22 protein-coding genes are annotated in these 22,841 nt (G+C 61.9%); 7 read left to right on the top strand and 15 right to left on the bottom strand.

Annotated elements, in window-relative coordinates:
* Nucleotides 1-38: 38 nt before the first annotated feature.
* Nucleotides 39-572, bottom strand: coding sequence for a hypothetical protein (locus R2855_02940; GenBank protein MEZ4529963.1), 534 nt, complete (start codon nt 570-572; stop codon nt 39-41).
* Nucleotides 573-751: 179 nt separating this feature from the next.
* Between R2855_02940 and R2855_02935 the strand changes: the two genes are divergently transcribed.
* Nucleotides 752-3,166, top strand: coding sequence for a helix-turn-helix domain-containing protein (locus tag R2855_02935; protein MEZ4529962.1), 2,415 nt, complete (start codon nt 752-754; stop codon nt 3,164-3,166).
* A 53-nt stretch (nt 3,167-3,219) separates the two neighbouring features.
* Here R2855_02935 and R2855_02930 read toward each other — a convergent pair whose 3' ends face one another.
* The 5 genes from R2855_02930 to R2855_02910 all read right to left on the bottom strand — a co-directional run bounded on the left by R2855_02930 (nt 3,220) and on the right by R2855_02910 (nt 5,638).
* Complete coding sequence (locus R2855_02930) at nt 3,220-3,618, bottom strand: PIN domain-containing protein (protein ID MEZ4529961.1); 399 nt, start codon at nt 3,616-3,618, stop codon at nt 3,220-3,222.
* On the bottom strand, nt 3,615-3,839 hold the full coding sequence (locus R2855_02925; protein ID MEZ4529960.1) for a CopG family transcriptional regulator: 225 nt from the start codon (nt 3,837-3,839) through the stop codon (nt 3,615-3,617). The genes R2855_02930 and R2855_02925 overlap by 4 nt, the downstream gene beginning before the upstream one ends.
* A gap of 110 nt (nt 3,840-3,949) precedes the next feature.
* Nucleotides 3,950-4,363, bottom strand: a complete 414-nt coding sequence (locus R2855_02920; protein ID MEZ4529959.1) for a PIN domain-containing protein — start codon at nt 4,361-4,363, stop codon at nt 3,950-3,952.
* Nucleotides 4,357-4,590, bottom strand: coding sequence for a CopG family transcriptional regulator (locus R2855_02915; protein ID MEZ4529958.1), 234 nt, complete (start codon nt 4,588-4,590; stop codon nt 4,357-4,359). The genes R2855_02920 and R2855_02915 overlap by 7 nt, the downstream gene beginning before the upstream one ends.
* A 61-nt stretch (nt 4,591-4,651) precedes the next feature.
* A complete protein-coding gene (locus R2855_02910) occupies nt 4,652-5,638 on the bottom strand; it encodes a threonine/serine dehydratase (GenBank protein MEZ4529957.1) in 987 nt (328 codons plus the stop codon).
* A gap of 50 nt (nt 5,639-5,688) precedes the next feature.
* On the opposite strand from R2855_02910, the gene R2855_02905 reads away from it, so the two are divergent.
* The 4 genes from R2855_02905 to R2855_02890 all read left to right on the top strand — a co-directional run bounded on the left by R2855_02905 (nt 5,689) and on the right by R2855_02890 (nt 10,353).
* The gene (locus tag R2855_02905; GenBank protein MEZ4529956.1) at nt 5,689-7,101 is read left to right on the top strand and encodes a nucleoporin; all 1,413 of its coding nucleotides are present in this window, start codon (nt 5,689-5,691) and stop codon (nt 7,099-7,101) included.
* 61 nt (nt 7,102-7,162) lie between these two features.
* Nucleotides 7,163-7,486, top strand: coding sequence for a hypothetical protein (locus R2855_02900; protein ID MEZ4529955.1), 324 nt, complete (start codon nt 7,163-7,165; stop codon nt 7,484-7,486).
* 812 nt (nt 7,487-8,298) lie between these two features.
* On the top strand, nt 8,299-9,000 hold the full coding sequence (locus R2855_02895; protein ID MEZ4529954.1) for a restriction endonuclease: 702 nt from the start codon (nt 8,299-8,301) through the stop codon (nt 8,998-9,000).
* Between the two features lie 876 nt (nt 9,001-9,876).
* On the top strand, nt 9,877-10,353 hold the full coding sequence (locus R2855_02890) for a hypothetical protein (GenBank protein MEZ4529953.1): 477 nt from the start codon (nt 9,877-9,879) through the stop codon (nt 10,351-10,353).
* A gap of 413 nt (nt 10,354-10,766) precedes the next feature.
* On the opposite strand, the gene R2855_02885 is transcribed toward R2855_02890, so the two are convergent.
* Nucleotides 10,767-10,994, bottom strand: a complete 228-nt coding sequence (locus tag R2855_02885; GenBank protein MEZ4529952.1) for a hypothetical protein — start codon at nt 10,992-10,994, stop codon at nt 10,767-10,769.
* 69 nt (nt 10,995-11,063) lie between these two features.
* Between R2855_02885 and R2855_02880 the strand changes: the two genes are divergently transcribed.
* Entirely contained in the window at nt 11,064-11,507 is a 444-nt protein-coding gene (locus tag R2855_02880; protein ID MEZ4529951.1) for an SRPBCC domain-containing protein, read from the top strand.
* Between the two features lie 15 nt (nt 11,508-11,522).
* On the opposite strand, the gene R2855_02875 is transcribed toward R2855_02880, so the two are convergent.
* The 4 genes from R2855_02875 to R2855_02860 form a co-directional block, all read right to left on the bottom strand.
* Nucleotides 11,523-11,831, bottom strand: coding sequence for a hypothetical protein (locus R2855_02875; GenBank protein MEZ4529950.1), 309 nt, complete (start codon nt 11,829-11,831; stop codon nt 11,523-11,525).
* Between the two features lie 279 nt (nt 11,832-12,110).
* The gene (locus R2855_02870) at nt 12,111-12,449 is read right to left on the bottom strand and encodes a hypothetical protein (protein ID MEZ4529949.1); all 339 of its coding nucleotides are present in this window, start codon (nt 12,447-12,449) and stop codon (nt 12,111-12,113) included.
* A 264-nt stretch (nt 12,450-12,713) separates the two neighbouring features.
* Nucleotides 12,714-13,193 (bottom strand): hypothetical protein, encoded by a 480-nt coding sequence (locus tag R2855_02865; protein MEZ4529948.1) that lies wholly within the window; start codon nt 13,191-13,193, stop codon nt 12,714-12,716.
* A 178-nt stretch (nt 13,194-13,371) separates the two neighbouring features.
* Nucleotides 13,372-14,943 carry an FAD-binding oxidoreductase gene (locus tag R2855_02860; GenBank protein ID MEZ4529947.1) on the bottom strand — a complete coding sequence of 524 codons (1,572 nt, stop codon included), beginning with the start codon at nt 14,941-14,943 and terminating at the stop codon, nt 13,372-13,374.
* Nucleotides 14,944-15,174: 231 nt separating this feature from the next.
* Here R2855_02860 and R2855_02855 point away from each other — a divergent pair, with 231 nt between their 5' ends.
* Nucleotides 15,175-16,143, top strand: coding sequence for a proline iminopeptidase-family hydrolase (locus tag R2855_02855; protein ID MEZ4529946.1), 969 nt, complete (start codon nt 15,175-15,177; stop codon nt 16,141-16,143).
* Between the two features lie 92 nt (nt 16,144-16,235).
* On the opposite strand, the gene R2855_02850 is transcribed toward R2855_02855, so the two are convergent.
* From R2855_02850 to R2855_02835, 4 genes are all read right to left on the bottom strand, one after another.
* A complete protein-coding gene (locus R2855_02850) occupies nt 16,236-18,242 on the bottom strand; it encodes an LPXTG cell wall anchor domain-containing protein (protein MEZ4529945.1) in 2,007 nt (668 codons plus the stop codon).
* A gap of 315 nt (nt 18,243-18,557) precedes the next feature.
* The gene (locus R2855_02845) at nt 18,558-20,162 is read right to left on the bottom strand and encodes a CocE/NonD family hydrolase (GenBank protein MEZ4529944.1); all 1,605 of its coding nucleotides are present in this window, start codon (nt 20,160-20,162) and stop codon (nt 18,558-18,560) included.
* 111 nt (nt 20,163-20,273) lie between these two features.
* Nucleotides 20,274-21,266: a phytanoyl-CoA dioxygenase family protein gene (locus R2855_02840; protein ID MEZ4529943.1), complete on the bottom strand. Its 993-nt coding sequence runs from the start codon at nt 21,264-21,266 to the stop codon at nt 20,274-20,276.
* A 115-nt stretch (nt 21,267-21,381) separates the two neighbouring features.
* Nucleotides 21,382-22,635, bottom strand: coding sequence for an FAD-binding protein (locus tag R2855_02835; GenBank protein ID MEZ4529942.1), 1,254 nt, complete (start codon nt 22,633-22,635; stop codon nt 21,382-21,384).
* Between the last annotated feature and the right edge of the window lie 206 nt (nt 22,636-22,841).

Raw genomic sequence — 22,841 nt, 5'->3', positions numbered from 1 at the left:
GGGTGCCGCATCCGGCACCCATTGGTTCGCGCTACGCGTCACGCCAGCATCGAGGCGCCCAGGTTGGATATGAACAGTGCCGGTCCATCCTCGAAGGCCACCATCGGCTGGCCGTGATCGAGCAACATCGTTGCCATCAGCACCAGCGGCGCGCTGTCATGGTTCGCCAGTGTCTTCACGGCGTCAGGGGAGTAGGAGATGACGACCCCGGGCGAAAGGTTCATCGTGTCGCCGAGTTCGGCCACCTGGTCCATGCCGTTCCGGTTCACGGAAGCTCCACCGCGGATCAGGGTGGTTTGCAGCGTGCCCGAGATGACCACAAACGACGTCGGTCCCGGGTGATGGTGTTCCGCAAGGGTGACGCCGGGTTCGACCACCATGCGCATCACGATGAGCTGGCTGTCGCTGTCGATATCGGCGACGGAGGCAATCGTTTGGGTAGCGATTCCATCGGCTGCCCGGGCATGGCCTGAGCTGGCAATCGTGACCGGAACGACCAGTAGGGTCGAGGCCAACGCCAGGAGCGCGATTCTGCGAGCGATAGGGCTGAACGTCGATCCGAGCGCGTGCATCGTGGCTCTCCTTTGGCAACTGAACGATCGATTGGCGCATCTCGATCATGAGACCGCCCAAATGGAGCTTCCACGCAATCGATTCACCAGTAGCTCACCAATGGGTCACAATGGAATCGCGGGTGATAGGATGGAGCCAGAATCGCACACGATAGCTGTCCGATCGCTGGAGTCTTCCGATGTCGTTGGGAGCGCCGATGCACCTTGCCGGACTCGTTCGCCATTTCCGGCTGGCTGCTGGATTGAGCCAGGAGGAGCTGGCAGAGCGATCGGGTCTGAGCGCGCGCACGGTCAGCGATTTCGAGCGGGGATTGCGCACCGCACCACGACCCGAAACCATTCGCATGCTGTCCGAAGGGCTCGGTCTCTCCGACAGTGAGCGCGCATCCCTCATCGCCGCGGCCAGACCAGAGCTCGCTCCCCACCTACCGGTGGAGTCCAGCGAGACATCACTCGACCTGGACGCGTGGCGCTCCGAGCTTCCCCGCACGGCCGGCGAGCTGATCGGCCGCGAGCGTGAAACAGCCGATCTCACAGCCATGCTCTCCAACGGCATGGTCCGCCTGGTCACCCTGACTGGTCCAGGAGGTGTCGGCAAGACTCGGCTCGCCCTCGCAGTCGCGCATGAAATGACCGCTGCGTTCGATGGTGGCGTGGTTTTCGTCGCGTTGGCGCCCGTGCGTGACGCGAGCCTGGTCGTTCCTACCATCGCGCGGGCCATTGGCGTCCAGGAAACCGGCGACCGGCCGCTGATCGATCGGATAGGCGACGCTCTAGGAAATCGCCCCGCGCTGTTGGTGCTCGATAACATGGAACAAGTGCCGGATGCTGCCGCCGATGTGGCCGCGCTGCTTGCTGGCATCCCCGAGCTCAAGGTTCTGGTTACCAGCCGGGGAGCGCTGCGGCTCTCCAGCGAGCAACTGTACCCAGTCCCCACGCTGCGCTTGCCGGACCCGGAAGCACAGCTTCTGATGGAAGACGCAACCAGATCTCCAGCGGTCGCGCTCTTTATCGACCGTGCCCGGCAGGTGCAACCCGCCTTCGCGCTGACCGAGACGAACGTCTCTCCGGTGGTCGAGATTTGCCGCCGGCTCGATGGCTTGCCACTCGCTATCGAGCTGGCCGCGGCGCGGACGTCGCTGCTGCCACCGTCGGCGCTGCTCGCGCGCATGGAACGGCGCCTGCCAGTGCTCACAGGCGGTCCGCGCGACCTGCCCGAGCGGCTGCAAACCATGCGCGCCGCCATCGCCTGGAGCTACGAGCTGCTCTCGCCCGAGGAACAAACCGCCTTCCGGCAACTCGCCGTCTTCGATGGCGGATTCACGCTCGAGGCTGCTGAATCGATCATGACCGCGAGCACTCAGGAGATGCCCGGAGGGGCTGTCGTCTCGCAGCTCGACCTGCTCGCGGCGCTGGTCGACCGCGGTCTCGTCTGGCAAGCGGAGCAACCGGACGGCGATGCCCGTTTCGGCATGCTCGAAACCATCCGGGAGTTCGGGTTGGAACAGCTCATTGCCGCTGGCGAAGCGGATGCCGTTCACGGGGCGCATGCAGCCTGGTTCCTGGCCCTTGCCGAAACCCTCGACACCGACGGAGGGCCGACGGCGTACGGTGAGCTGGATCGCATCGAGCGGGAGCTGCCGAACTTCCGGGTTGCGTTGGCATGGACCGAACAGATCGATGACACCCGTCTGGGACTGCGACTGGCTCAATCCCTTTTTCGACTCTGGATGCTACGCAGCCATCGCATCGAGGGCCGCGGCTGGCTCGAACGCGCGCTGGTGCGCGATGGAGGAGAACCATCTGCGGAACGCGCTGCCACGCTGGTGTACCTGGGTGAGATCGAGCACACCTATGGGAATGTCGATCTGGGAGTCAGGTATCGGCTCCAGGGCCTCGCGCTCGCCCGAGCGCTCGATCATCGCCGCACCATCGTGTTTGCCCTGGCGCACCTCGCGGGCGGCGCTGTGGACGCAGGCGATGCCGAGCAGGCCAACCTGTTCCTGGCAGAGGTCGAGCCACGGGGAGCGCACCCCGACGACTGGATCGATGTTCCAGGGTTTGTCCTTTACAACCGCGGAATGCTTGCGCGCCAACTCGATGATCTGGACTCAGCAAGACGCTTTTTCACTGATGCCCTCGCGCGATTCGACCGAAAGGGTGACGTCTACTACAGGGCCATCGCGTCCGAGATGCTGGGACTCACACATTGCGAGTGCGGCGACTATGCGCAGGCAGTTACGAGCTTGCTGGATTCCCTCGATGACTGGCGAACGGTCGGCACGCGCGAGAGCCTGATCGACTGGATGGCGATGGTAGCGACCCTTGCCGCTGCCGTGGACGAGCCAGAACGGGCCAGCCGCTGGTTCGGCGCGGTCGAAGCTCAGGCGGAGATCTACGGCTTCAACTTCCCCGTACCCGAGCGGGAGCGCTTCGCGCGCACCGCGGAGCGCGTTCGCACCGGCCCGGCCGACCCAAACTGGTCCGCCGGCCGCACCCTCACCCTCGCCCAGGTCACCGCCGAAGCCGCCGCCTGGCTGGACGACAGTGCCGGTTCGTTCTGGCAACCAGTCTCACCAATCGAGGACCGCTGACCAATCGCTCTCCCCAGTGTCAGTCCAGGTGTCCGGCAGTTCCTCGAGAAGACTCAGGGCACGATCCGGATCGTACCCTCACCGGCAACCACGCCAAAGTGCCGATAGTCCAGCGTCGCAATGAGACCGCCGTTTCGCTCCCCACAAGCGATCACTGCGGCGTCCGAGAATCCAAGCGGCAAGTCGCGATAGCGAACGACGAGTGTATGGATACGGGCGATATCCTGGTCGCCGCAATCGAGAATGAACTGGTGTTCGACGATGGTCCAGATGAACGATTCAAGGATATGGGTTCCGAGATTCTCCTCGACGAGGTAGGTTACCTCCGAGAGGATCGCAATCGGAAGCACCAGCGGACCTCGTGCGCGGGCCAACGCATCAATGACTCGGTCGTGGTTCGGATCGGTTCGGTCGATTGATGCCAGGACCGCTGAGGTATCGAGCGTTATCAATCCGGCTTCCAGTTCTCGCGTAACCAATCCTCGGATTCTGCCGCGGTGAACTTGGTGCCAACGCCTTGTCCAAAGATCGAGGGCAGCGCTGACCGCCGACGTTCGAGATAGTCGTCTATAGCCTCTCGCAGAATCTCAGCCTCAGAACGGCCTTCGGACCGGGACGTGAGCTTGATCTCGGCCAGAACTTCTTCTTCTAGATACAGGGTCGTCTTTTTCATTGAGAATGCCTCCATGCCATACGTATGGCATGGAGGCATTCTAGAGCAGTGTGGAAGCGACAACAACCGCCCTGACCCGGGACGCCGTCGGCCGTGTCAGCCTGTAAAGACTATGGCCGGATCGCAATTGGGAGCAGGTCGATGGCGCCTTCACGAGCAACCGCGCCAAAGTGGCGGAAATCAAGCGTCGCCACAGGAACCTTTCGGCGTTCGGCACAGGCAATAACGGCGGCATCGGCGAGTCCAAGTTCGAGATCAGCGTAGCGGTCGACGAGTTCGAGCACACGCGGCCAATCCTGCTCGCCACAGTCGACGCTAAACGAGCCAGTAACAATGTCGTCGACGAAAACGCGCAATGCGTGTTGCCCAAGGTCTCGCTCGATGAAATGAGCAACCTCTGACAGGATCGCAACCGGAATCACCAGGGTGCCTGCGTGCGAACGCAGCGCCCGGGTCACAGGAACATTCCACCGATCCTCGGCGTCAAGAAATGCAACCAGAGCGGATGTATCGAGAATTACCAATCGCGGTCCCAGGTCTCTTTCATCCAGTCGTCGACATGCTCAGACTGGACACGACCGCTGCGCCCAATTCCTGCCGATTTCGGCCAGGGGGCAGGGTTGCGTGCTGGATCGGTAAACATCTCGACCGCGGCGCGGATGATCTCTGCGTCCGATTTCCCGCTGCGGCGGGCCATCGTCTTGACACGTTGCTTGAGTTCGATCGGAAAGTAGACGGTCGTCTTCTCCATCTGGCACCTCGAACGTATGGTACCACCGGTGGCACTTCGACCTCTGAACTGCTGGGTTTTCTTACGCCGGAACCCCGCCCTCCAGCACCGTGATCAACGTCTTCAGGTCGATGTTCCCGCCCGAAACGATGCACGCCACTTTCCCGCCACCGGCCAATCCCGCCAGCGCCGTGGCAACCGCTGTCGCCCCGGCCCCTTCGGGCACGACCCGGTTCCGCTCCACGATCAATTTCAACGCCGCCGCGATCTGCGCCCGTGTCGCCACCAGCGATCCATCCACCAGCTCCTGCGCCAGCGCCCACATCTCCTGATTCACGAACGGCGAGCTGATGCCGTCCACGAAGCTGGGCGTAAAAGGCACATCCACCAATTCGCCCGCCGCGAATGCTGCCGCCAGTGGTGCCCCGGTATCGACTTCGCAGGCATAGACCTTGCACTCCGGTTTCAACGCCTTGATGGTCGAGGCGATGCCGCAGCACAACCCGCCGCCGCCCCACGGCACCACCACGGCATCCACATCCGGCAGGTCTTCCAGCAACTCCAGCCCGATCACCGCGTTCCCCGCCATCACCAGCGGATCGCTGTAGGGGTGGATATAGACCCCCGATCCGCCCGGATTGCGCCGGTCCCGAAAGACCTCGGCCCATTCCATCACCGGCAGGATGCGCACCTCGCCGCCGTAGCGCTTCACGTTGTCGATCTTCGCTTGCGGCGCGGTGTCCGGCATATAGACCACTGCCGGAATATCGATCTCCCGCGCGGTGTAGGCCACTCCTTGCGCCATGTTCCCGGCCGAGCTGGTCCAGACGCCGTCGGCCAGCGCCTCGCGTCCGGCTGCCAGGATCGCGTTTGCCGATCCCCGCAGTTTGAAGGAGCGAATAGGCTGGAGGCACTCCAGCTTCAGGTATATTTGCGCATCGGTGTCATAATCGAAGCGAACCAATGGAGTGCGCACCGTGATTTCGCGAGTGCGTTCGCGCGCGGCACGCGCCTCCTCCAACGAGACCGGGTTCCACTGCATGGCCGTTTGGCTATCGGTGGTTTCCATTGGTGCACTGTTCTCCTGATCGTTCTGACGTTCGTAGAAAGCATGGCCCCATGAGCCTTCTGGATCGTATCGGAAAAGTCCTCAAAGGCGCGAGTTCGTCTGAATCGTCGAAAACGGAATCACCCACCCAGGCGGAAGAACCCAAGTCGACGACCAAGACATCGTCCGCCAGCACCGGCAGCCCAACCGGCGGTCTCTTTGGCGGCGAAGCCACTGAAACCGCCAAGCCAGCCGCGACCGCGGGCGCCAAACCCGCTGCCGCCGAGGCCCCCAGCACCAAGGGGCTGTTTGGCGCCGCCGATGACACAGCCACCGCGCCAGCTGGGAAGACCAAGACAACCGACGCCCCGAGCACCAAAGGGCTGTTCGGCGGTTCCGAGACCGACAGCGCAACCGCTGCCGCGACCGAGCCCAAAGCCGAACCCACCGACGGCACCAAGGGACTCTTCGGCGCGGCTGTTGCCGCCGACCCCCCTGCCAAAGCAAAGGAAGCCACCGGCCGCACACTGCAATCCGACGGACCGTCCAGCACCGTGCCCGAACCCGATCCGCAGGAACGGCAGATCATGCCCGTCTATCCCAAGGTGCTCATGATCGTGCACAACCCGCCCGTTCCTTCCGAAGGCAACAAGCGGCTGACCGAGATCTTCAAGTGGCACGATCCGGACAAGCTCGCCAAGGGCTACATCGAAGACCTGAAGAAGGTCTCCGGCGGCTACGTGAACTACGAAATCATCGAGCGGATCGATTCTGACATCCTCCCCCCCAAGACCGATGGGTTCGCCTACACGCCCGACCAGTATGTGAAGGTCATGCGCGGCGAAGAGAAAGCGCACGATCCCGATTGGCTCGACTACCACAAGCGCATCGAAACCTTCGACCTGCAAAACCGATTTCTCAACGGCGACTTCGACGAGGTCTGGGTCTTCTCCTTCCCGTATGCGGGCGAGTACGAATCGATCATGGGCGGTCCCGGCGGCTTCTGGTGCAACGCCCCCGCCATCAAGAACACCGAACGCTTCAAACGCCGTTTCGTCATGATGGGCTTCAACATGGAACGCGGCGTCGACTGCATGCTGGAGAACTTCGGTCATCGCACCGAATCGATCATGACCGAGCTCTACAAGCGCCGCGGCAAGAAGCAGGATATGTGGAAGCTCTTCACCCAGTACGAAAAGCAGAACCCCGGCAACGCGCAATGCGGCTGGATGCACTACGCCCCCAACAGCGTCAAGGACTACGACTGGGGCAACACCACCAAGGTCGAATCGTACTGCGACGACTGGTACACCTACCCCGAGCTTCCCCACGTCGCCAAGACCATGGACAACAAGACCTGGGGCGGCGGCGACATGCGCGCCCATCACCTCTGGTGGTTCGAGCACATCCCCAAGACCACCGGCGAAACCGACGGCATCTCCAACAACTGGTGGGAGTACATGGTCGACCCGAACAAGGTGTAGGCAGGGCCGGTGCTACCATTCGTGCAAATCTAGGCTCGGCTGCCAATCAGGATCATTTGACATGGTGCGTACCGCAACTTCGACAGATTTGAAGAAGCCGCTCGGCGAAGTCTTTTCCGATTTGGAATCGACGAGCGAATCTCTTCTGTTCCGCGACAAAGGCGTGGCCGTTGCTGCGTTGCTCACCGGTTCCGAGTTCGAACTCTATCGTGAGTTGATTCGGAACCGTGCTTGGGCGTCTATCGAAGAAGCACGCGAGCAAAACGCGCATCTCTCATCGGACGAAATTTCTGAAGAAGTCGACCGCCTCGTCGACCAGGTTACGCAACGAGACGTGCCTCCCGCGCGGCGTCTAACGTCGTTCTCGATACCAACGTCGTTGTAAGCGGGGTGTTGACTCGAACCGGGCCCCCGTTCGAGATCTTGCATTTGTGGCATGCCCGCCGCTTTACGCTCATTGTCACGGATCGGGTCAATCGCGAATATCACCGTGTGCTCTCCGAGGCGCGGAACAATCGGTTGCGGAAACTTCGGGGCTTCGATGCAAGGCTCTTCCTCCATTTGCTCGCAATCGACGCTGTTTGGATTGATCGAAAATCGAGCCAATCATCCGATCACGCGATCCGAACGATGATCAACTGCTCTCCGCTGCATGAACGGAAACGCGGACATCCTGGTCACCGGCGACATCGACCTCTTGGAACTCGCCGGCGATACACGCCTTGGTTCACTTCGGATACTCACTCCCAGAGATTTCCTGGACGAGCTCAGAATGTGACCTGGTGCACCTATCTAAAGCTCCCACACCTGGGCAAAACGATGACCACCAAAACCTGGGACGGCGACATGCGCGCCCATCACCTTTGGTGGTTCGAGCACATCCCCAAAGTCACCGGCAAACCGATGGCATCTCCAACAACTGGTGGGAGTACATGGTCGACCCGAACAAGGTCTAGCGCAAACCGCGCAGCGCCCCAGACTCTGCACCCCGGTCGTTGCCGAGGGCGTGACTGCCCTCTCGTTTTTCCGTATGCCTCCGCGCCCTGCGATCGCGCTCCGGCGCGATAACCTGCGTCGCCCATAGCTCGCTTCTCTACTGATGGGCCATAGTAGAAAGGGTCTTGAGTTGCTGGGTGCTACCATTTCGGTTCGTCAAACTACTATCAATCATTAGCACCAAATGAACTCGCCTTACGAATTGAGTCCACGAGAGTTCGAAGAGCTGTCGGTCGAGTACCTTCGGTCGAAGGCTTTTCCGACGTGCGGCGCGTGGGGCAGGCTGGTGATCTCGGAGTAGACATCCGTTGCAAAGACGATATCGGCCGTCTCGTGGTGGCGCAATGTAAGCGCTACCGCGCAAGGGCAAAGATCGGATCGCCGGAAATTCAGACGTTTTTCGGCATGACCGCGAGAGCGCGTGCCGCTCGCGGGATCTTTGTTACTTCTTCGACGTTTACCGGTCCTGCACGACGATTGGCGTACGAGCTTGATATTGACTTGGTTGACGGTTCCCAGATCGGTGCGTTCTACCGAGAAAAGATTCGACGTGAGGAAGCCGAGCGCCAAAGGCAACTAGAACTGCAACGTGTGTTGGAAGCTGCTCGCGTCGCCGAAGCCACGCGAATAGCCGAAGCCGCTCGCCAACGGACTGCTAGCGAAAGCTTCCCCGTTCCTTCCCCTTGGAGTGAAACCGTTGATAGGCGCGTGCGCACGAAGGCCCAGCCGGCGCCCGTCGCGCTAAGTCCTCCGGCAAACGAAATGGCAAAGCTGATCGCAGATCAACCAGAACCGCAAACTGGAGACGAATACCGCGACAGCGCCATCGGAGGTTTACTGCTGATCTTTTGCCTGATTCTTTTCGCCGTGATTCTTCAGATTGCGATTCGGCAAATGTCGTAGCTTCGAAATGAGCGGATGCTCTTCAAGAGTCGGTACGCCGAATCCCGTCGCACGGGACCATGATTTTTGCCAGCGGACTAAACCGGATTTCAACGCGTCTCGCGAGCGCTGGTAGCGCGCATATACGCGTCCCGCAGTTCCGTCTATGTCGGTTCGGTCGGTTCGAACGTCGGGATCGGTTCGGCCGGTTTGATCGGTTCGGCTGAAAGTACTTGACGCGTTCAGATCGCGTGAGTCGAATTCCCGCGTACGGAGAGGAGTACACCAGTCGGCCTCGGCGGGGTCTAGCGCATCTGGCACGATCTCAATGCTTCAGAAAGGCCACCAAACTCAGGCGAATGGTTCTGCACCTTCAAATGACCAAGTCCCTACCCAATGCGAGCAATCTCACGAAATCGACAGCAGTCCAGCAGCCCATCCCGTTGCCTGGACAGTGTTCTGTGGATCGCTCGATCTCACCGTACGCTACCGCAAACCAGAAGCCTCGTCACCAAGCCACGGGGAGACACATCATGGATCGACTCGTTTCGATCGCATTGCCCGTGCATTCGAGCACTCCCAACTGAGTCGTCGCTCGGCGATATCGGGTGCGTCGCTGGGCGTCGCCGGTGCCCTTGCCGGGTCGGTCATATCCCGAGCGCAGGGTACGCCCACCGCCACCGACTCTCTGGCAGCCGACAATTCCATCCTCTTCGTCCAGACCGCAGCCGGAGGAACCTTCCTGCCCACCACCGAGGCGTCTTCGGAAGCGGGCGATCGCGGTTCCCATGTGCTCACGCTTTCGGGTCACCCCGGCCAGACGATTATCTTCTCGGACCGGCCCCAACGCACATCCGGTCAGGCTCCGACCTGACCCTTCTGGTACAGCTTGGCTTCATGCCGGACAACCCGCCCAACGCTGCGCTGGTGGTTAGCACGCCGGACGGCACGGATGACATCCAGGTGCTGGGGCTGTCGAATCCAACCTACGACGCCGAGGCCGCCTTGCCGATCTATGAAACCAACATCCTGGGCGAGTACACCGGGGAGAACCTGACTCCAGTGGCGGACCGGCAGCAGGACGACGAGCTGGCGTCCGAGTTCGCCCATGCCTCGCTCTTCATCAATGACTGCCCGGACTTGATCTACTGCTGCTACTTGCCCAGTCACTGGCCCGACGGGTGTCCCGTCGGCGGAAGCGACGGCATCCACGTCGGTACCTGTTGGAACAAGGATAGGTGGCAGTGCGATGTCTGCGAGCCGGACTGCGACTTCGGCGTGGAGTGCGATCAAACATATTCGAACTGCAATAACCAGTGTGAAGACCATTACGCTGGGAGATGTCTGCTTCTGCTAATCAGCCGGAGACGCTAACCGGGTCCGTCGTCGTTGCCCAAATCCGGTCACGTTCTTCAAGGCTGAAGTGTTCCCAGTTCTCCATAGCCTCAAGGATGGTCTACATATTGATGCGGAGGCACCCCAAGTCGCTGCGCATTTGCGCGACGTACGAGCTCGGCGAGACGATGGGTTGTTTCCCGGAGGCTCGCGCGGCGTCTCGCTCGTTCGGAGCAAAATCCGATGAGGTGGCGACACTCCTGTCGTGCGGCGATCGTAGCGCAGGGACCTGTGCCCTGCGATCGGCCGCAGGCCGATAAAGGAAGTGCCCAGCAGGCAAGTCAAGGGTGGCAACCAATGCTGATTTCGCATCAAGAGCTTTCCGATCCATGAAAAAGGGTGCTCTGAATCGTCAGGCCTGAAGACAGCCGCAAAGCGTGCGAAGGCCGTCTTCAACGCCCCACCACCTTCTGGCTCTCCTCGCTCAACCGCACAATCGTCCGCGCCATCTCACTCGAATCGCGGATCTCCATCAACGTCCGCTCCTCCTTCAGCTCCTCCGAAAAGAGCACCGGATACCGTCCCGACTCCAGCTTCCGCACGAACCGGATCTCCGCCCGTCGCCGCAGCCTCGGATCCGTCACTTCCGCCAGCTTTTCCAGTTCGCCCAACAGGTCCATGTCGAAACCCAACCATTCTGCGCGACTACTACCTGTACGGCGTGTACAACCAGGATGAGGAGGCAAGTCATGAAAACACTGCATTTCGAAACGGTCATCGACGCCACACCGCAAAAGGTCTGGGACACCATGCTCGGCAATGAGACCTACACCAAATGGGTCAGCGCTTCATGGCCAGGATCGACCTACCGGGGCGAGTGGACGCAGGGCGCGCAGATCCGGTTCAACGGCGCGGATAGCGAGGGCGGCACCCTCGGGGAAGTCATCGAGCTCGACCCGTACGCAAAGGTCGCGGTGGAACACATTGCCGTCCTGCTCGAGGATGGCAGCGAAGACCGCGAGAGCGACATGGCCAAAGAGTGGATCGGCTCTACCGAAACCTATACCTTCACCGGCGACAACGGCGCGACCAGACTCGCAGTCGACATCACCACCGCCCCAGAATGGGCAGGGATGTTCGAAGAGGGTTGGCCGCCTGCGCTGGTTGCGCTCAAACAACTCGCCGAGCAATAGGCGACACCAAATGTCCTAGCTTGGCGCGCCGAACTGCTGCCGGATGAAGTCTCGGTATTGGGCCAAGGCAAGGTCTCCGTCGATCAAGAGCTCTACCTCGACCTCGCTGAACGGAGACCAGGGATACTCCATCATCATCGTCGCCAGGGTGGCGTCGTCCGGCGCATTGACGATGCCGCAGCCGCCTCCCCCGGCGACAAAGAAGTCAAAGCTTTCCATGATCGGTTTGTACCGCGCGCGCCAGTCAGCAAAGGCGTCCATCAGCGGTGACATCATTTCGGGTGGCGGTGGAAACTTGGGTCGACTAATGATGATCACGCGCATGGGGGACTCCTTCGTGAATGATGCGACAACGATTTGGTGAACGCTCACCGGGAGACACCATCAACATACACCCATGCACTGCCCTGTCAAGACCCGGCCGCCCGAGAATCCGTTCGTAGCGGTTCCGCTTCCCTGTCCTGCGGTCACCTGCGCACCCAGTCATTCGTGCGTAGCGCAGGACCTCCGTGTCCTGCGATCGGCCGCAGGCCGATAACACCGGTTCCTGACAATTCACTCCATTGCCAGAAAGCCCTGCCTCGGAGATGTGAGTCCCTGGCTTCAGTCTGGTCCCGACTCCCGCCGGCGCAACCTGAACGCATGCGGCCAACCAGCATGCGTCTCGTTCGCGAGCTCCCCGGTACGCCGCGAAGACTCGAACGAGCGAGCCATCCGTATCTCGCACAGATACGACCGGTGCGGCACCGAGCCGCTCACCGGATCGGCGGCGTCGCTGCTCACGATCAGGTTCAGGTTCGCGCCTTCCGGGCCGAACGGGTCGTAGCCCGGCTCGTCCAGCTCCGCGCATCCCTGCCACCAGCCATGTTGCCCATGTGTTGGGTAGATTGAGCAACGACCATGGAAACCTCCGCCGAAACCAGTCTCGGCTGCGGTCCCCATCCTACTCCTGCCCAGACGTCCGCGCATCGCCGGTTGATGAGATGGACTCATGACCTGCTCGGCTGTCGACTGTCACTGCGCTCTGCACAGCACGCGGCGCGAGCCGATCGACTCGCGCCGCATGTGCCGTGTGGATTCGGGATCGCGAGCTCAGGCTCCCGGAACGCTTTCGAGGTCCTTCACCTGGCTGCTCCGACGTCGAGAACAAAGGACGTGTCATCCCATGACCAGCAGAATTCACGTTGCCAGAACACCTGCAACGGTCTACCCCGCGGAGTAGACGTACCAGTCGCACACGATCTGCTGACCGGCATTCACCGTGAACAGTGGAATCGCGTCACCCGCCACCAGCGGGCTGTCGAAGAGCACCGAGCCATCGGTCTGGTCGGAGCAATAGGCATAACCTGCGGTCGCGCCGTTCAATTCCGGATCGGCCGACAGAATCACCTGGTCGATCGAGTCCAGATCGACCTCCGCAACGCCGACGCCGGCATCGTCAGTAGCAAAGGCAAGCGGCTCAGTTTGCTGACTGCTCAGCGACAAGCTTTCGCCGGCAAGCGCGTTGCCATGACAAGCCTCGTAGAGCCCGAGATCGGAATTCACGTCATCGATCGGGCAATTGGCCAGATGCACCGTGATCACGATCGGGCCTGTGGACGCGTCCTCGGCCGCAGCCGATTGCATCCCGGTGAGCGACACGCCGAGCGCGCACATGAGCGCCAGGGCGAGCAGGAGTCTTCGCATCGTTTCCCCCCTTTTGCGAAGGCATATCGGTTTGTGCGGAGACGGACAGCGGGACCGCTGGTGCTTCTTCTTTACCCGATTTGCTGCGCTTCGTCAACGGCCTGAGAGTCACAACCCGCGCGTACGTACGCAGGCCGAGGGGCCGCCAGAGCTGGTCCGAGAGCATGAGAACAGCCGGTCAGCTCGCAGGCGCGGCGCTGGGCAACTCGATCGACTGTGCGTAGTTGAAGATGTTCAGGGGGTCCCAGCGGGCCTTGACCCGTTGAAGCCGGGGATAGTTGTCCTTGTAATAGAGGGTTGGCCAGTCGACCAGGTCGACATCGGGGTAGTTCACATAACAGCCGTCCATGACTGCATCCGGCATCGGGCCCTGTTCGCCGTACATCGCGGTATAGAACGACCGAATCCACTCCAGATTGGCATCGTCATCAGCGGGATCGGTCCAGTATGTCTGGAACTGCAGCTTGAGGATCGACGAACGTTGCGGCACGGCGGTCGCCGCGGGATCGACCGCGTTGATCTGGCAGCCATAGCCGTCGATTCCCAGGACCGCCTGGGGACTGGAAAAGTTCGAATGCAAGAAGTACTCGAGCATGACGTCGATCTGCGCGTCCGGGAACGGTTCGATCATGTAGGACGATTTGTATTTCCCGCGCTGCTCCGGTCCGCTGCCGCTCGAGTTCCTGGTTGCTTCGAGCCAAGGGAGGGTGGAGAAGTCCGACGACTGCGCGAGAAGATGGGGAAGCGCCCGCACGCCGGAATTCGCGCTCGGCGCCGGCAACCCGGCTTCGACCGCCTGCGCATACTGATCCAGCAGGTCGGGTTGGTCGCCAACGTATTGTCCGAAGAGTCCGATCTGCCCGCCGGCTTGCGGAACCGCGAGTCCGGGGAAGAGACCCTTGAACGGGCTGTCCACGCCGCTGTTCTCGGCCATGAAGTTGCCGTAGTTTTGCACCAGCGTGCGGAACCCCGTTTCGCCGAGGGCCGGCCAGTCGAAGGCGTGGAAGAAGATATGCGCCTGTTCGGGCGCGGGCGGTAGATCGCGCATGAGGAAGCGGGTCACGATCCCGAAGTTCCCGCCGCCACCGCCGGTGTGACCCCAGAGCAGATCCTGCTCGTCCGGGTCGGAGGAGTTCTTGCTGGCAACGATCGTTTCGGCGCGTCCTTCGGCGGTGACGTACACGATTTCCACCGCGTCGAGATAGTCGACGGTCAACCCGTACAACCGCGAAAGTAGCCCATACCCGCCACCGGAGATGTGGCCGCCGGCGCCGACCGTGCCGCAGGTTCCACCCGGAATCGTGACGCCGTACTGTTGAGCGAGCGTGGTGTAGACATCCATGAGCCGCGCGCCGGCATCGATCACGTATCGGCCAGACGCATCCTTCGTCACCCCGTTCATCTGCGACATATCGACGATCACTCCGCCGTTGTTGCCAACTGCGAAATCCTCGTAGCAATGCCCACCGCTGCGGACGGTGATGCGCAACTGTTTGTCGACCGCATCCTGAACGACCTGCTGGACCTCGGGGGTTGTGCTGCACAGCGCGATATAGGCGGGCGATCCCACCCAGCGGAGATTGAAGCCATGCCGCAGATCCGCGTAGCGCGGATCGGATGGGTAGACCAGCGCTTCGGGCAGGGGCGTTCCTTGCGCGAACGATCCAAAACCGGTCGTGTGCGCGGCAACCGCTCCGATAGCGACGCTTCCGGCACGCAGCAACGTTCGCCGGTTCGTGGTGTGGTCCATTGGCTGTGATCCTCCATTCTTCCGCAGGTCGCCCAGGGAAGACGAGCGGCCGAGCCTGTGGGAACCGGATTCGATCCGGTAGGCTAGCACGTTCCCAGGGCATGCCCGGAGGGGTGTTGCGGCACGATGGTGAGCCGTTACTCGATCAGGCGCTTCGCAGTACCATGGATCGGCGCTCGATTCTGAGACCGCCAAGTTGTGACGCGAATGACTTCCCAAGCAGGAGACTCCATGACAACGAACGCCTATCTCGACAATACCGGCCGAGACGATCTCCTCTCCGGTGGGGTCAAGATGATTCCCATCGACACCCCGAAAGGGGAGTTCAAGGTCTGGACCAAGCGCGTCGGGAACAATCCCACCAAGAAGCTCCTGCTGCTGCATGGCGGCCCCGGTTCGACCCATGAGTACTTCGAGGTCTTCGATAGCTATCTCCCCGCCGCGAGTATCGAGTACTACTACTACGATCAGCTCGGGTCCTTCTATAGCGACCAGCCGGACGATCCTGACCTGTGGGAGATCGACCGCTTCGTCGACGAAGTGGAACAGGTTCGCCAGGCGCTCGGACTCGACAAGGACAATTTCTATCTGCTGGGCTCGTCCTGGGGCGGGGTGCTGGCGATGGAGTACGCGCTCGCCCACCAGGAGCACATCAAGGGCCTCATCATCTCCAACATGATGGCCAGTGGATCGGCCTACAACACCTATGCGCATGAGGTCTTGATGCCGGCTATGGATCAGGACGCGCTGGCCGAGATCAAAGCGTTCGAAGCCGCGGAGGATTACGAGAATCCGCGTTTCATGGAGCTCCTGATGGAGCACCACTACGTCCATCATGTCTTGCGCATGCCGGCGGAGGAATGGCCCGACCCGGTCAATCGCGGTCTCGGGCATATCAATCCCAAGATCTACATCCCTATGCAGGGACCGAGCGAACTCGGCCTGGGCGGCAAGCTGCTCGATTGGGACCGCACCGGCGATCTCCCGACGATCGAGACGCCAACGCTCGTCATCGGCGCCCAGTACGACACGATGGATCCCGCCCACATGCGATGGATGGCCGAAACGTTACCCAACGGACGCTTTCTCTCTTGCCCAACTGGCAGCCATCTGGCCATGTATGACGACTACGAGACCTACCGGGACGGTCTGATCGACTTCATCGACGATGTCGATGCGGGCCGCTTTCCCACGGAGTAGGGGGAGCGCAGCGCCGATCTCGAACACACTGAAACGGCCGCCCGATCGGGCGGCCGTTTCCTGAATGATGTTCCTCTCGACCCTTTGGCGGTCTACTCCTCGGGAGTGGGCGCCTCGGACGTTTGATCTTCTCTCAACTTCCGGCTGGCCCAGAAGGCGGCTGCGGCGCCCAGCGCGGCAGCGCCAAACCAACCGCTTCCCTTCTGCGAGTCGCCACTGCCCGTAGCTGGCAACGTGGTGACTGGTCCCGAGCTTGGCTTGGGTGGCGCAGGTGGCTTCGGCGGCTTCGGTGTCGGACAGCAGTCCGCCGAGCACGATCCGTTCTTGCAGCAGCACGTGCCGTCGGCGCAGTCCTTGTCGCTCCAGCACGGGCACGAGCAGAATCCGTCGTCGCAGTAGCAGCCATCCGCGCAATCCGCATCGGCGCAACACTCGAGACAGACCAGACCGTACTTGTGGCTATCGCAACAGACCAGGCCGTCGCAGCAGTTGAGCTGCGGGGTGCTGTCGTCTGCTGCGGCGACTTCCATGGGGAAGCAGGCGCCGTAGAGCTCGACGCCGGTCGGCCGGCACGAGAACTCGAAGCAGGTCCCGCAGTCGCCGCAGTTGACCGGATCGGGTAAGTCGTAATAGCAGCACTCGTACCCGCTGACGCAGTAGTTATCACAGCAGATTTCGCCCTTGCCGCAGTCGTAGTTGTCGCGGCATTGGAAGCAGTAGCCGTCGTCAGTGCAGTACCCGCCGTCGCAGTCCTTGTCATCGCAGCACTCTCGATGGCAGACGCCGCCGCAGCAGTACCCGCCGTCGCAGTCCCAGTCACCGCAGCATTCGGCGCAAGAGCCGCTCTTGGATTTCTCGTCGTAGCAGCAGACGAGCCCGTCGCAGCAGTAGCCGTTCAGGTTATCGGACGGCAGGACATCGTTGCACCAGTCACCCAGGACCCCGCAGCAACCCTCATGCTCGTACGCGCAGTACTCGCCGTGGCAGCAAGTCTCGCCTTTGTCGCACCGGTACCGGCAGTGGCCGTCGTAGCAGTCTTCGCAGTCGCCGCAGTCTTCATAACTGCAGCATTGCGCGCAATAGCCGCCGTTGATCACTCCGGCCGGCCCGATCTCCTCGAGGGTGCAGCATTGCTCGTCCCCGCCACAGGCGTATTCGCACCAACCGCCGTTGCAGCGATGGCATGGCGGGCATTGGTAGTCCTCGCAGCATTGCACGCAATAACTGCTCGAGTCGCTGCCAGCGGCAACGGAGTGGCCGCAGGAATCGATCGCGCAGATCGGCGCAGTGCCATCGGTCTGATCGAAGCAGCTCAGGCAGTACCCGCCGTAGCAGGTATGGCACGAACCCCACTTGGCGCAGTCACTGTCGTCACAACAGTATCCGCACGTGACCCGGTGCTTGTCATCGACACAGCACTCTTGATTGATGCTGTGACAGAACTCACAGTCGATGACGGGCTCACAACTCGGATCGTCGCGGCAGCATTCGGCGCAGGTGAAGTATCCGGTCTTTTCATCGACGCAGCACTCCAGCTCGGCGTAATCGCACACGGGATAGCAAACACCATCCAGGCTGCAGATCTCGCAGACGGAGCACTCGCTGTCACTGCAACACGAGTCTTCCTGGTCGGGTATGCAGTAGACGCCGCAACAGCGCCAGCCCGGTTCGCAACAAAGCGTCTCGCATGGCGTCCACCCTTCGCCACAGACAAGCGCGGGCGGGGCAGTGGCCGGATCGGCCGGTGTGCCTTCGACGACCGCCGGTTCTGCCGGCGGATCCTGGGCTGGTGGCACTTCTGCCGGCGGAGTTTCCGCCGGTGGTGCTTCTGTTGGCGGAGGTTCTGCTGGCGGTGCTTCCGCTGGTGGCGGTTCGCCTTCGACGACCGGCTGTTCCGCTGGTGGAATTTCCTCTACAACCGGTTCCTGACTCGGCGGTGCCTCCTCGATCGGTGGTTCTTCGTCCTGCGCGAACGTCTTGCCAGCGCCTCCCAAGGCAACGCCGCCAATCAGTCCGCCCAGTAGCCCTTTCAGCACAAGGCGACGTGACGCTCCCGCCGCGAGGGAACGCGCCAGTAAATCGAAGCGCCTATCGTCCATACGAGTGTGCCCTCCTGAATTCCCTGAACATCGACGAAGTGAACCCTGGGACATTCCGACGGAACCACGTGTGTTATGTCTGTAGGTCGCATCGTACACCGAAACTCCTGTTATGGGAAGTAGGCTTCTTTGCTGACCGGGGGCAATTTTTCCGGAATGATTCGGTGGCTGATGCGCAATTGGATGGCGCATTGCGCGTTTTTGCGCAGGGGCGAGATCTGCGCGCAGGTAGCCGGCGCGCTTTCGGCGATCTCCGCTGAATCGTACGAAGCTTCTCGACTCAGAAACGCACTGGTCGCGCTGGGCGAACGCGGGTTATTCGCGGGTCCCGATCGTCAGCATGCTGGGAAACTCTCCGCCGAAGAGGATCGACCGGCGGGACCTGCCGTCCGTCGGGGTCACATCGAAACGGGGAAAGGACATCGCGGCCACATCGATCCCCAGGCGATGGCCCGGCAGCACCACATGCCCCACATGGCCGAGGTCGATGTGGAAACACGCCGGTTCGCCAGGAACCAGATGCGTGCGCGCGATTCCATCGGCCAGGTAGCGGCTCGATCCACGGTGGTCGATGTCCACCAGGGTCACATGCACATCGCCGATCTCCCGATCCGAGGTCGACCAGATGTCCGCCGTCACCGGTCCCAATAGCCACCGTGGTTCGCTTTCGGCTTCGGTCGCAAAGCGGACCACATCGGGCCGTTTCGCACGCGCGTTCTGCCAGCGTGACCCAACCGGCAGGAGGTAGAGCGCGCAGCAGAGCCGGCCACCTTCGGTTGGGGTAGGGTCGTCTGGAGCGGTGGTGAAGACCGCTTCACCGGATCCAATTCCAAGGTCGCTCAAGGTTCCATGGGCGTCCAGCGCCAGCTCGATCGGTTCGACCGGTGGTGGCCAGGCGTCGAAGCTCTCCCAACGATTGATTCCGGTAATGAACATGCGGTTCGCCGGCCAGTCCGGTTCCGAGCCTTCATGCAAGAGCCAGTCGAACCACTCCCGCTGCGCTGCGGTGAGGTCGAACGCCGCGCGCGGCCCGAAATCGAACGTGCCCGATCCCGATGCGAGCGGCATCGGTCCGTGATCCCACGGACCCATCACGAAGCGGTGCTGGCTCCCCGCGTTGCCGCCTGCCAGCGCGGCGTGCAGCGCAAAAGAGCCATGATGGAAGAGGTCGTACCATCCGCCGATCTGCAACGCCGGCGCCGTGCTTTCCTCGACGCCGAATCCCGATTGGGCCGCCCAGTACGCAGCATCGTCTCGTTTGCTCACCCAGTCGCACAGCCATTGCCCGGAGGGTTGCCGGAAGAGGGGATTGTCCAAAATCGGAACGCGTGTGGTTTCGCTCCAGTGTTCCAGCGCGTCAAGCAGCGACGATGGATCGAGCGTGCGCCGATCGGAACTCGCCAGCCCGAGTGCCCAGGAGAGGTCGAATCCCAGGCAAAGCGCATCGCCTTCGTAGACCCAGCCAGTGCGCGCGTCGATCGTGGTGACTCCGGGCACCCATGCTTTCAGGGCGTCCGGGCGCTCTTTGGCGGCCAGCACCTGCACGAACCCGACATAGCTCGATCCGGTGGAACCGACCTTGCCGGTCGACCATGGTTGCTCCGCGCACCAGGCGATCGAATCGACCCCGTCCTGCCCTTCGTTGACGAACGGGTAGAAGTCGCCGTCAGAGGCGAAGCGTCCGCGCACGTCCTGCACCACGACCGCGTATCCCGCGGCCGCCAGTTGCACCGCGTTCATCTGCATGCCGAAGGAAGATCCGAGCTGCCGGTCGTATGGCGTGCGAATGATGACTACTGGCCATCTGTCGCCTCCCGCTGGGCGGAAAACATCGGCCGCGAGCTTCACCCCATCCCGCATGGGAATGGAAACGTCGTAATCGATCGTGACCGAACGCGTCTTGCGGGGCCAATTCGCCATGAACGATCTTCGCCTCCCAAATTCTCACGCCGCACACGATCGTCGATCTGACCACCGTGCAGCATCGATCGTCTCCGGACTCCGGACTCAGGGCTCAGCACCCTGGACCCGCTACGCACACGCCGGGCTATTCGGATCCCAACGGTTGAACCTGGGCGTGTCCTGCTCGGCCAGCGCGCGACGGGCTTCATGCCAAAGCGCGTTCCACGCTTCGGCGTCGTGGAGCTCGGTTTCCGGATTCGCCTGGCTGCGGGCGACGAATCCCGGGAACGCTTCGCGCCCGGTTGGCTGGCCGATCGGGTTGTACCGCAGGTCGAAGCTGATGCGCACCTCATCGCTGGTGTTGCGCAGCGAGCAGTGCATCGTCTCCTTGGTCATGAAAAGCGCCGAACCGGCTTTCATCGGCATGGGCACCACTTCGCGCCCGTCGATGATCTGCTGCCGGATATGGACGCCCACCCCTGCGGCGTTCTCACGTGTCGCCGGGCAGTGCTGCACGAGTCCTTCCTGGTGGCTTCTGGGCGCGACCGCGAGACAGCCATGCCGTTCCGAGGCGTCCCGCAATGGGAACCAGACCGTGATGATGTCGCTCTCGTCCGCTTCGGCAGTGATGACGCCCTGGTCCTGATGCCAGGGTGTCGCGCCCACCTGGGCAACCTCGTAGTCCGCGAGTTTCTCGAAGGTCTTCGATTCGGGTGGCTTGATGCGGATGTGTTGCACGGGGTTGGAGTAGATCTCCGGCCCGATCAGCGATTCGATGGCATCGAGCAGGCGAGGATTGCGGATCATGTCGAAGACCGCCGGCCCCGCCCAGAATGGCGTCTCATGGGTCACGCCGTTCTGCGGCAGCGAGAAATCGAAGTACTGCGGATGCACCGTGCCGCTTTCCTCGTAGATTCGGATCAATCGGTCGGAGAAGGGGAGATCGGCATAGGTCGAGGCAATCTTGCCCTGGGCGTAAAGATCGTTCGCCAGGGTGTCGAGCACACCAGCATATTCGGCCAGAATCGGGGCGATGTCTTCTTCCGGGTCGAACAGGTTCTCGACCAGCAGATACCCTTCGGTGTGAAACTGCTCGACTTGTTCCGCCGTCAATCCGCTCATTTCGTCCTCCCCGTCTCGTGACCGTCAGCGTCGCGCAGGACAACTGTGTCCTGCTGGATCGAACGTCTTGTTCTCACCGGTAGGATAAAGAAATACCCTTCCAGCGTGAGGATGGTTACCCCAGAACGTGCGCATCCAGGAACGCGTTGCGGAACTTGCCGTTCGGATCGAGCCGCGCGGCCAGCGCGCGGAAATCGGCCATTTTCGGATAGCGCGGCGCAAGCTCTTCGGCAGTGGCCACAAAGAGCTTGCCCCAATGGGGACGCGGCGCATACGGGGCCAATGCAGCTTCGATGACGGGAAGCACGTTGCGCGGAATGTCGTGATCGAGCTCGAAGGCGTAGTGCAGGCAGATCGTCTCGCGCTCGTATGATGAGCTGAGCCAGAGATCGTCTGGCGCGACGCTGCGCACCTCGGCGGCCAGAATGTAGGGCCGGGTGAGCGCTTCGAGCTCGCGCAACGCCTTGATCGCGTCGACCGCGTGCCTTCGTTCGATCATGTACTCGGCTTGCATCTCGTTGCCGGCATCGGTGAGCGCATGCAGCTTGAAATGCGGCAGCCGATCGCACCACGCTCCTACCGCACCGAGCTGATCGGTGCAGACCGTGCCGTCCAACCGCGGCACTGGATGGGTTTGCTCCGTCGCGGCGCGCGCGCCGAACAACTCCGGTCTGGGTTGCCAGGCATCGTCCTCAGCCACGCGGGTCTTGACCCAGAGCTCGTTGATGGTGGGGCCGTAGTCGCAGAAGAGGCTGACACTGTCGCCGCTGGCCATGATTTCGTCGAAATGGGCGTAGAGCACGTCCCAGTCGAGATCGAGAAAGACCTCTTGCCGCATCCGGTAGCTTGGTTGCAAATCGAGCGTGATCCGGGGAACGATGCCCAGCGCGCCCACATGCACCACCAGACCGGGAAAATCGGCATCGCCCCGTTGGGAGCGGACGATATCGCCGTCGGCGGTGATGAGTTCCATCGCCGAAACCGCGGTTGCCAGATTGCCCAGGTTGTCGCCGGAACCATGGGTGGCCGTGGCGACCGCGCCACCGACGGTGATGTGTGGCAGCGAGGCCGTGTTGTGGATTGCCAGACCTTCGGCTTCCAGCGCCACCAGCAGTTCGGCGTAGCGCATGCCCGGATTGATCGTCACGGTCATGGCGTCCCGGTCGATCTCCACCGGCATTGGCAGGTTCGCCAGGGAGACGATCACCGCCGAGTCTGCGATCCCATTGAAGCAATGGCGCGATCCCACGGCATGAATTCGCTCGGCATCGGCCACCATCCGGCGCAGTTCGTCCAGCGAGGCTGGAGAGCGGGCCTCCGGTGCGGTGAACGTGAACGCGCCAGACCAATTCGTGTAGGGAACCGACATCGTGCTCTCCGCGTGCGTCGCTCTTCGGATGCGCAGGATGTCTCGACGCGCATCCAGGTAAGGATGGGAACTGCCGGAAGCATACCGTCTGCGTTCGATAGCCGGGGATGCGCTGCTTCGCGCAGGTGTGATCGTCCCCGATCGCGCGCAGGCGGTATCCTGAATGAACGTCGTTGTCGTGCAGACTGGCGTTTGCCGCTGCAACT

Source organism: Thermomicrobiales bacterium (assembly GCA_041390825.1).
Taxonomy (GTDB): Bacteria; Chloroflexota; Chloroflexia; order Thermomicrobiales; family UBA6265; genus JAMLHN01.
Note: the sequence above shows the minus strand (reverse complement) of the source record. Positions and strands in the feature narration are given on the sequence as shown.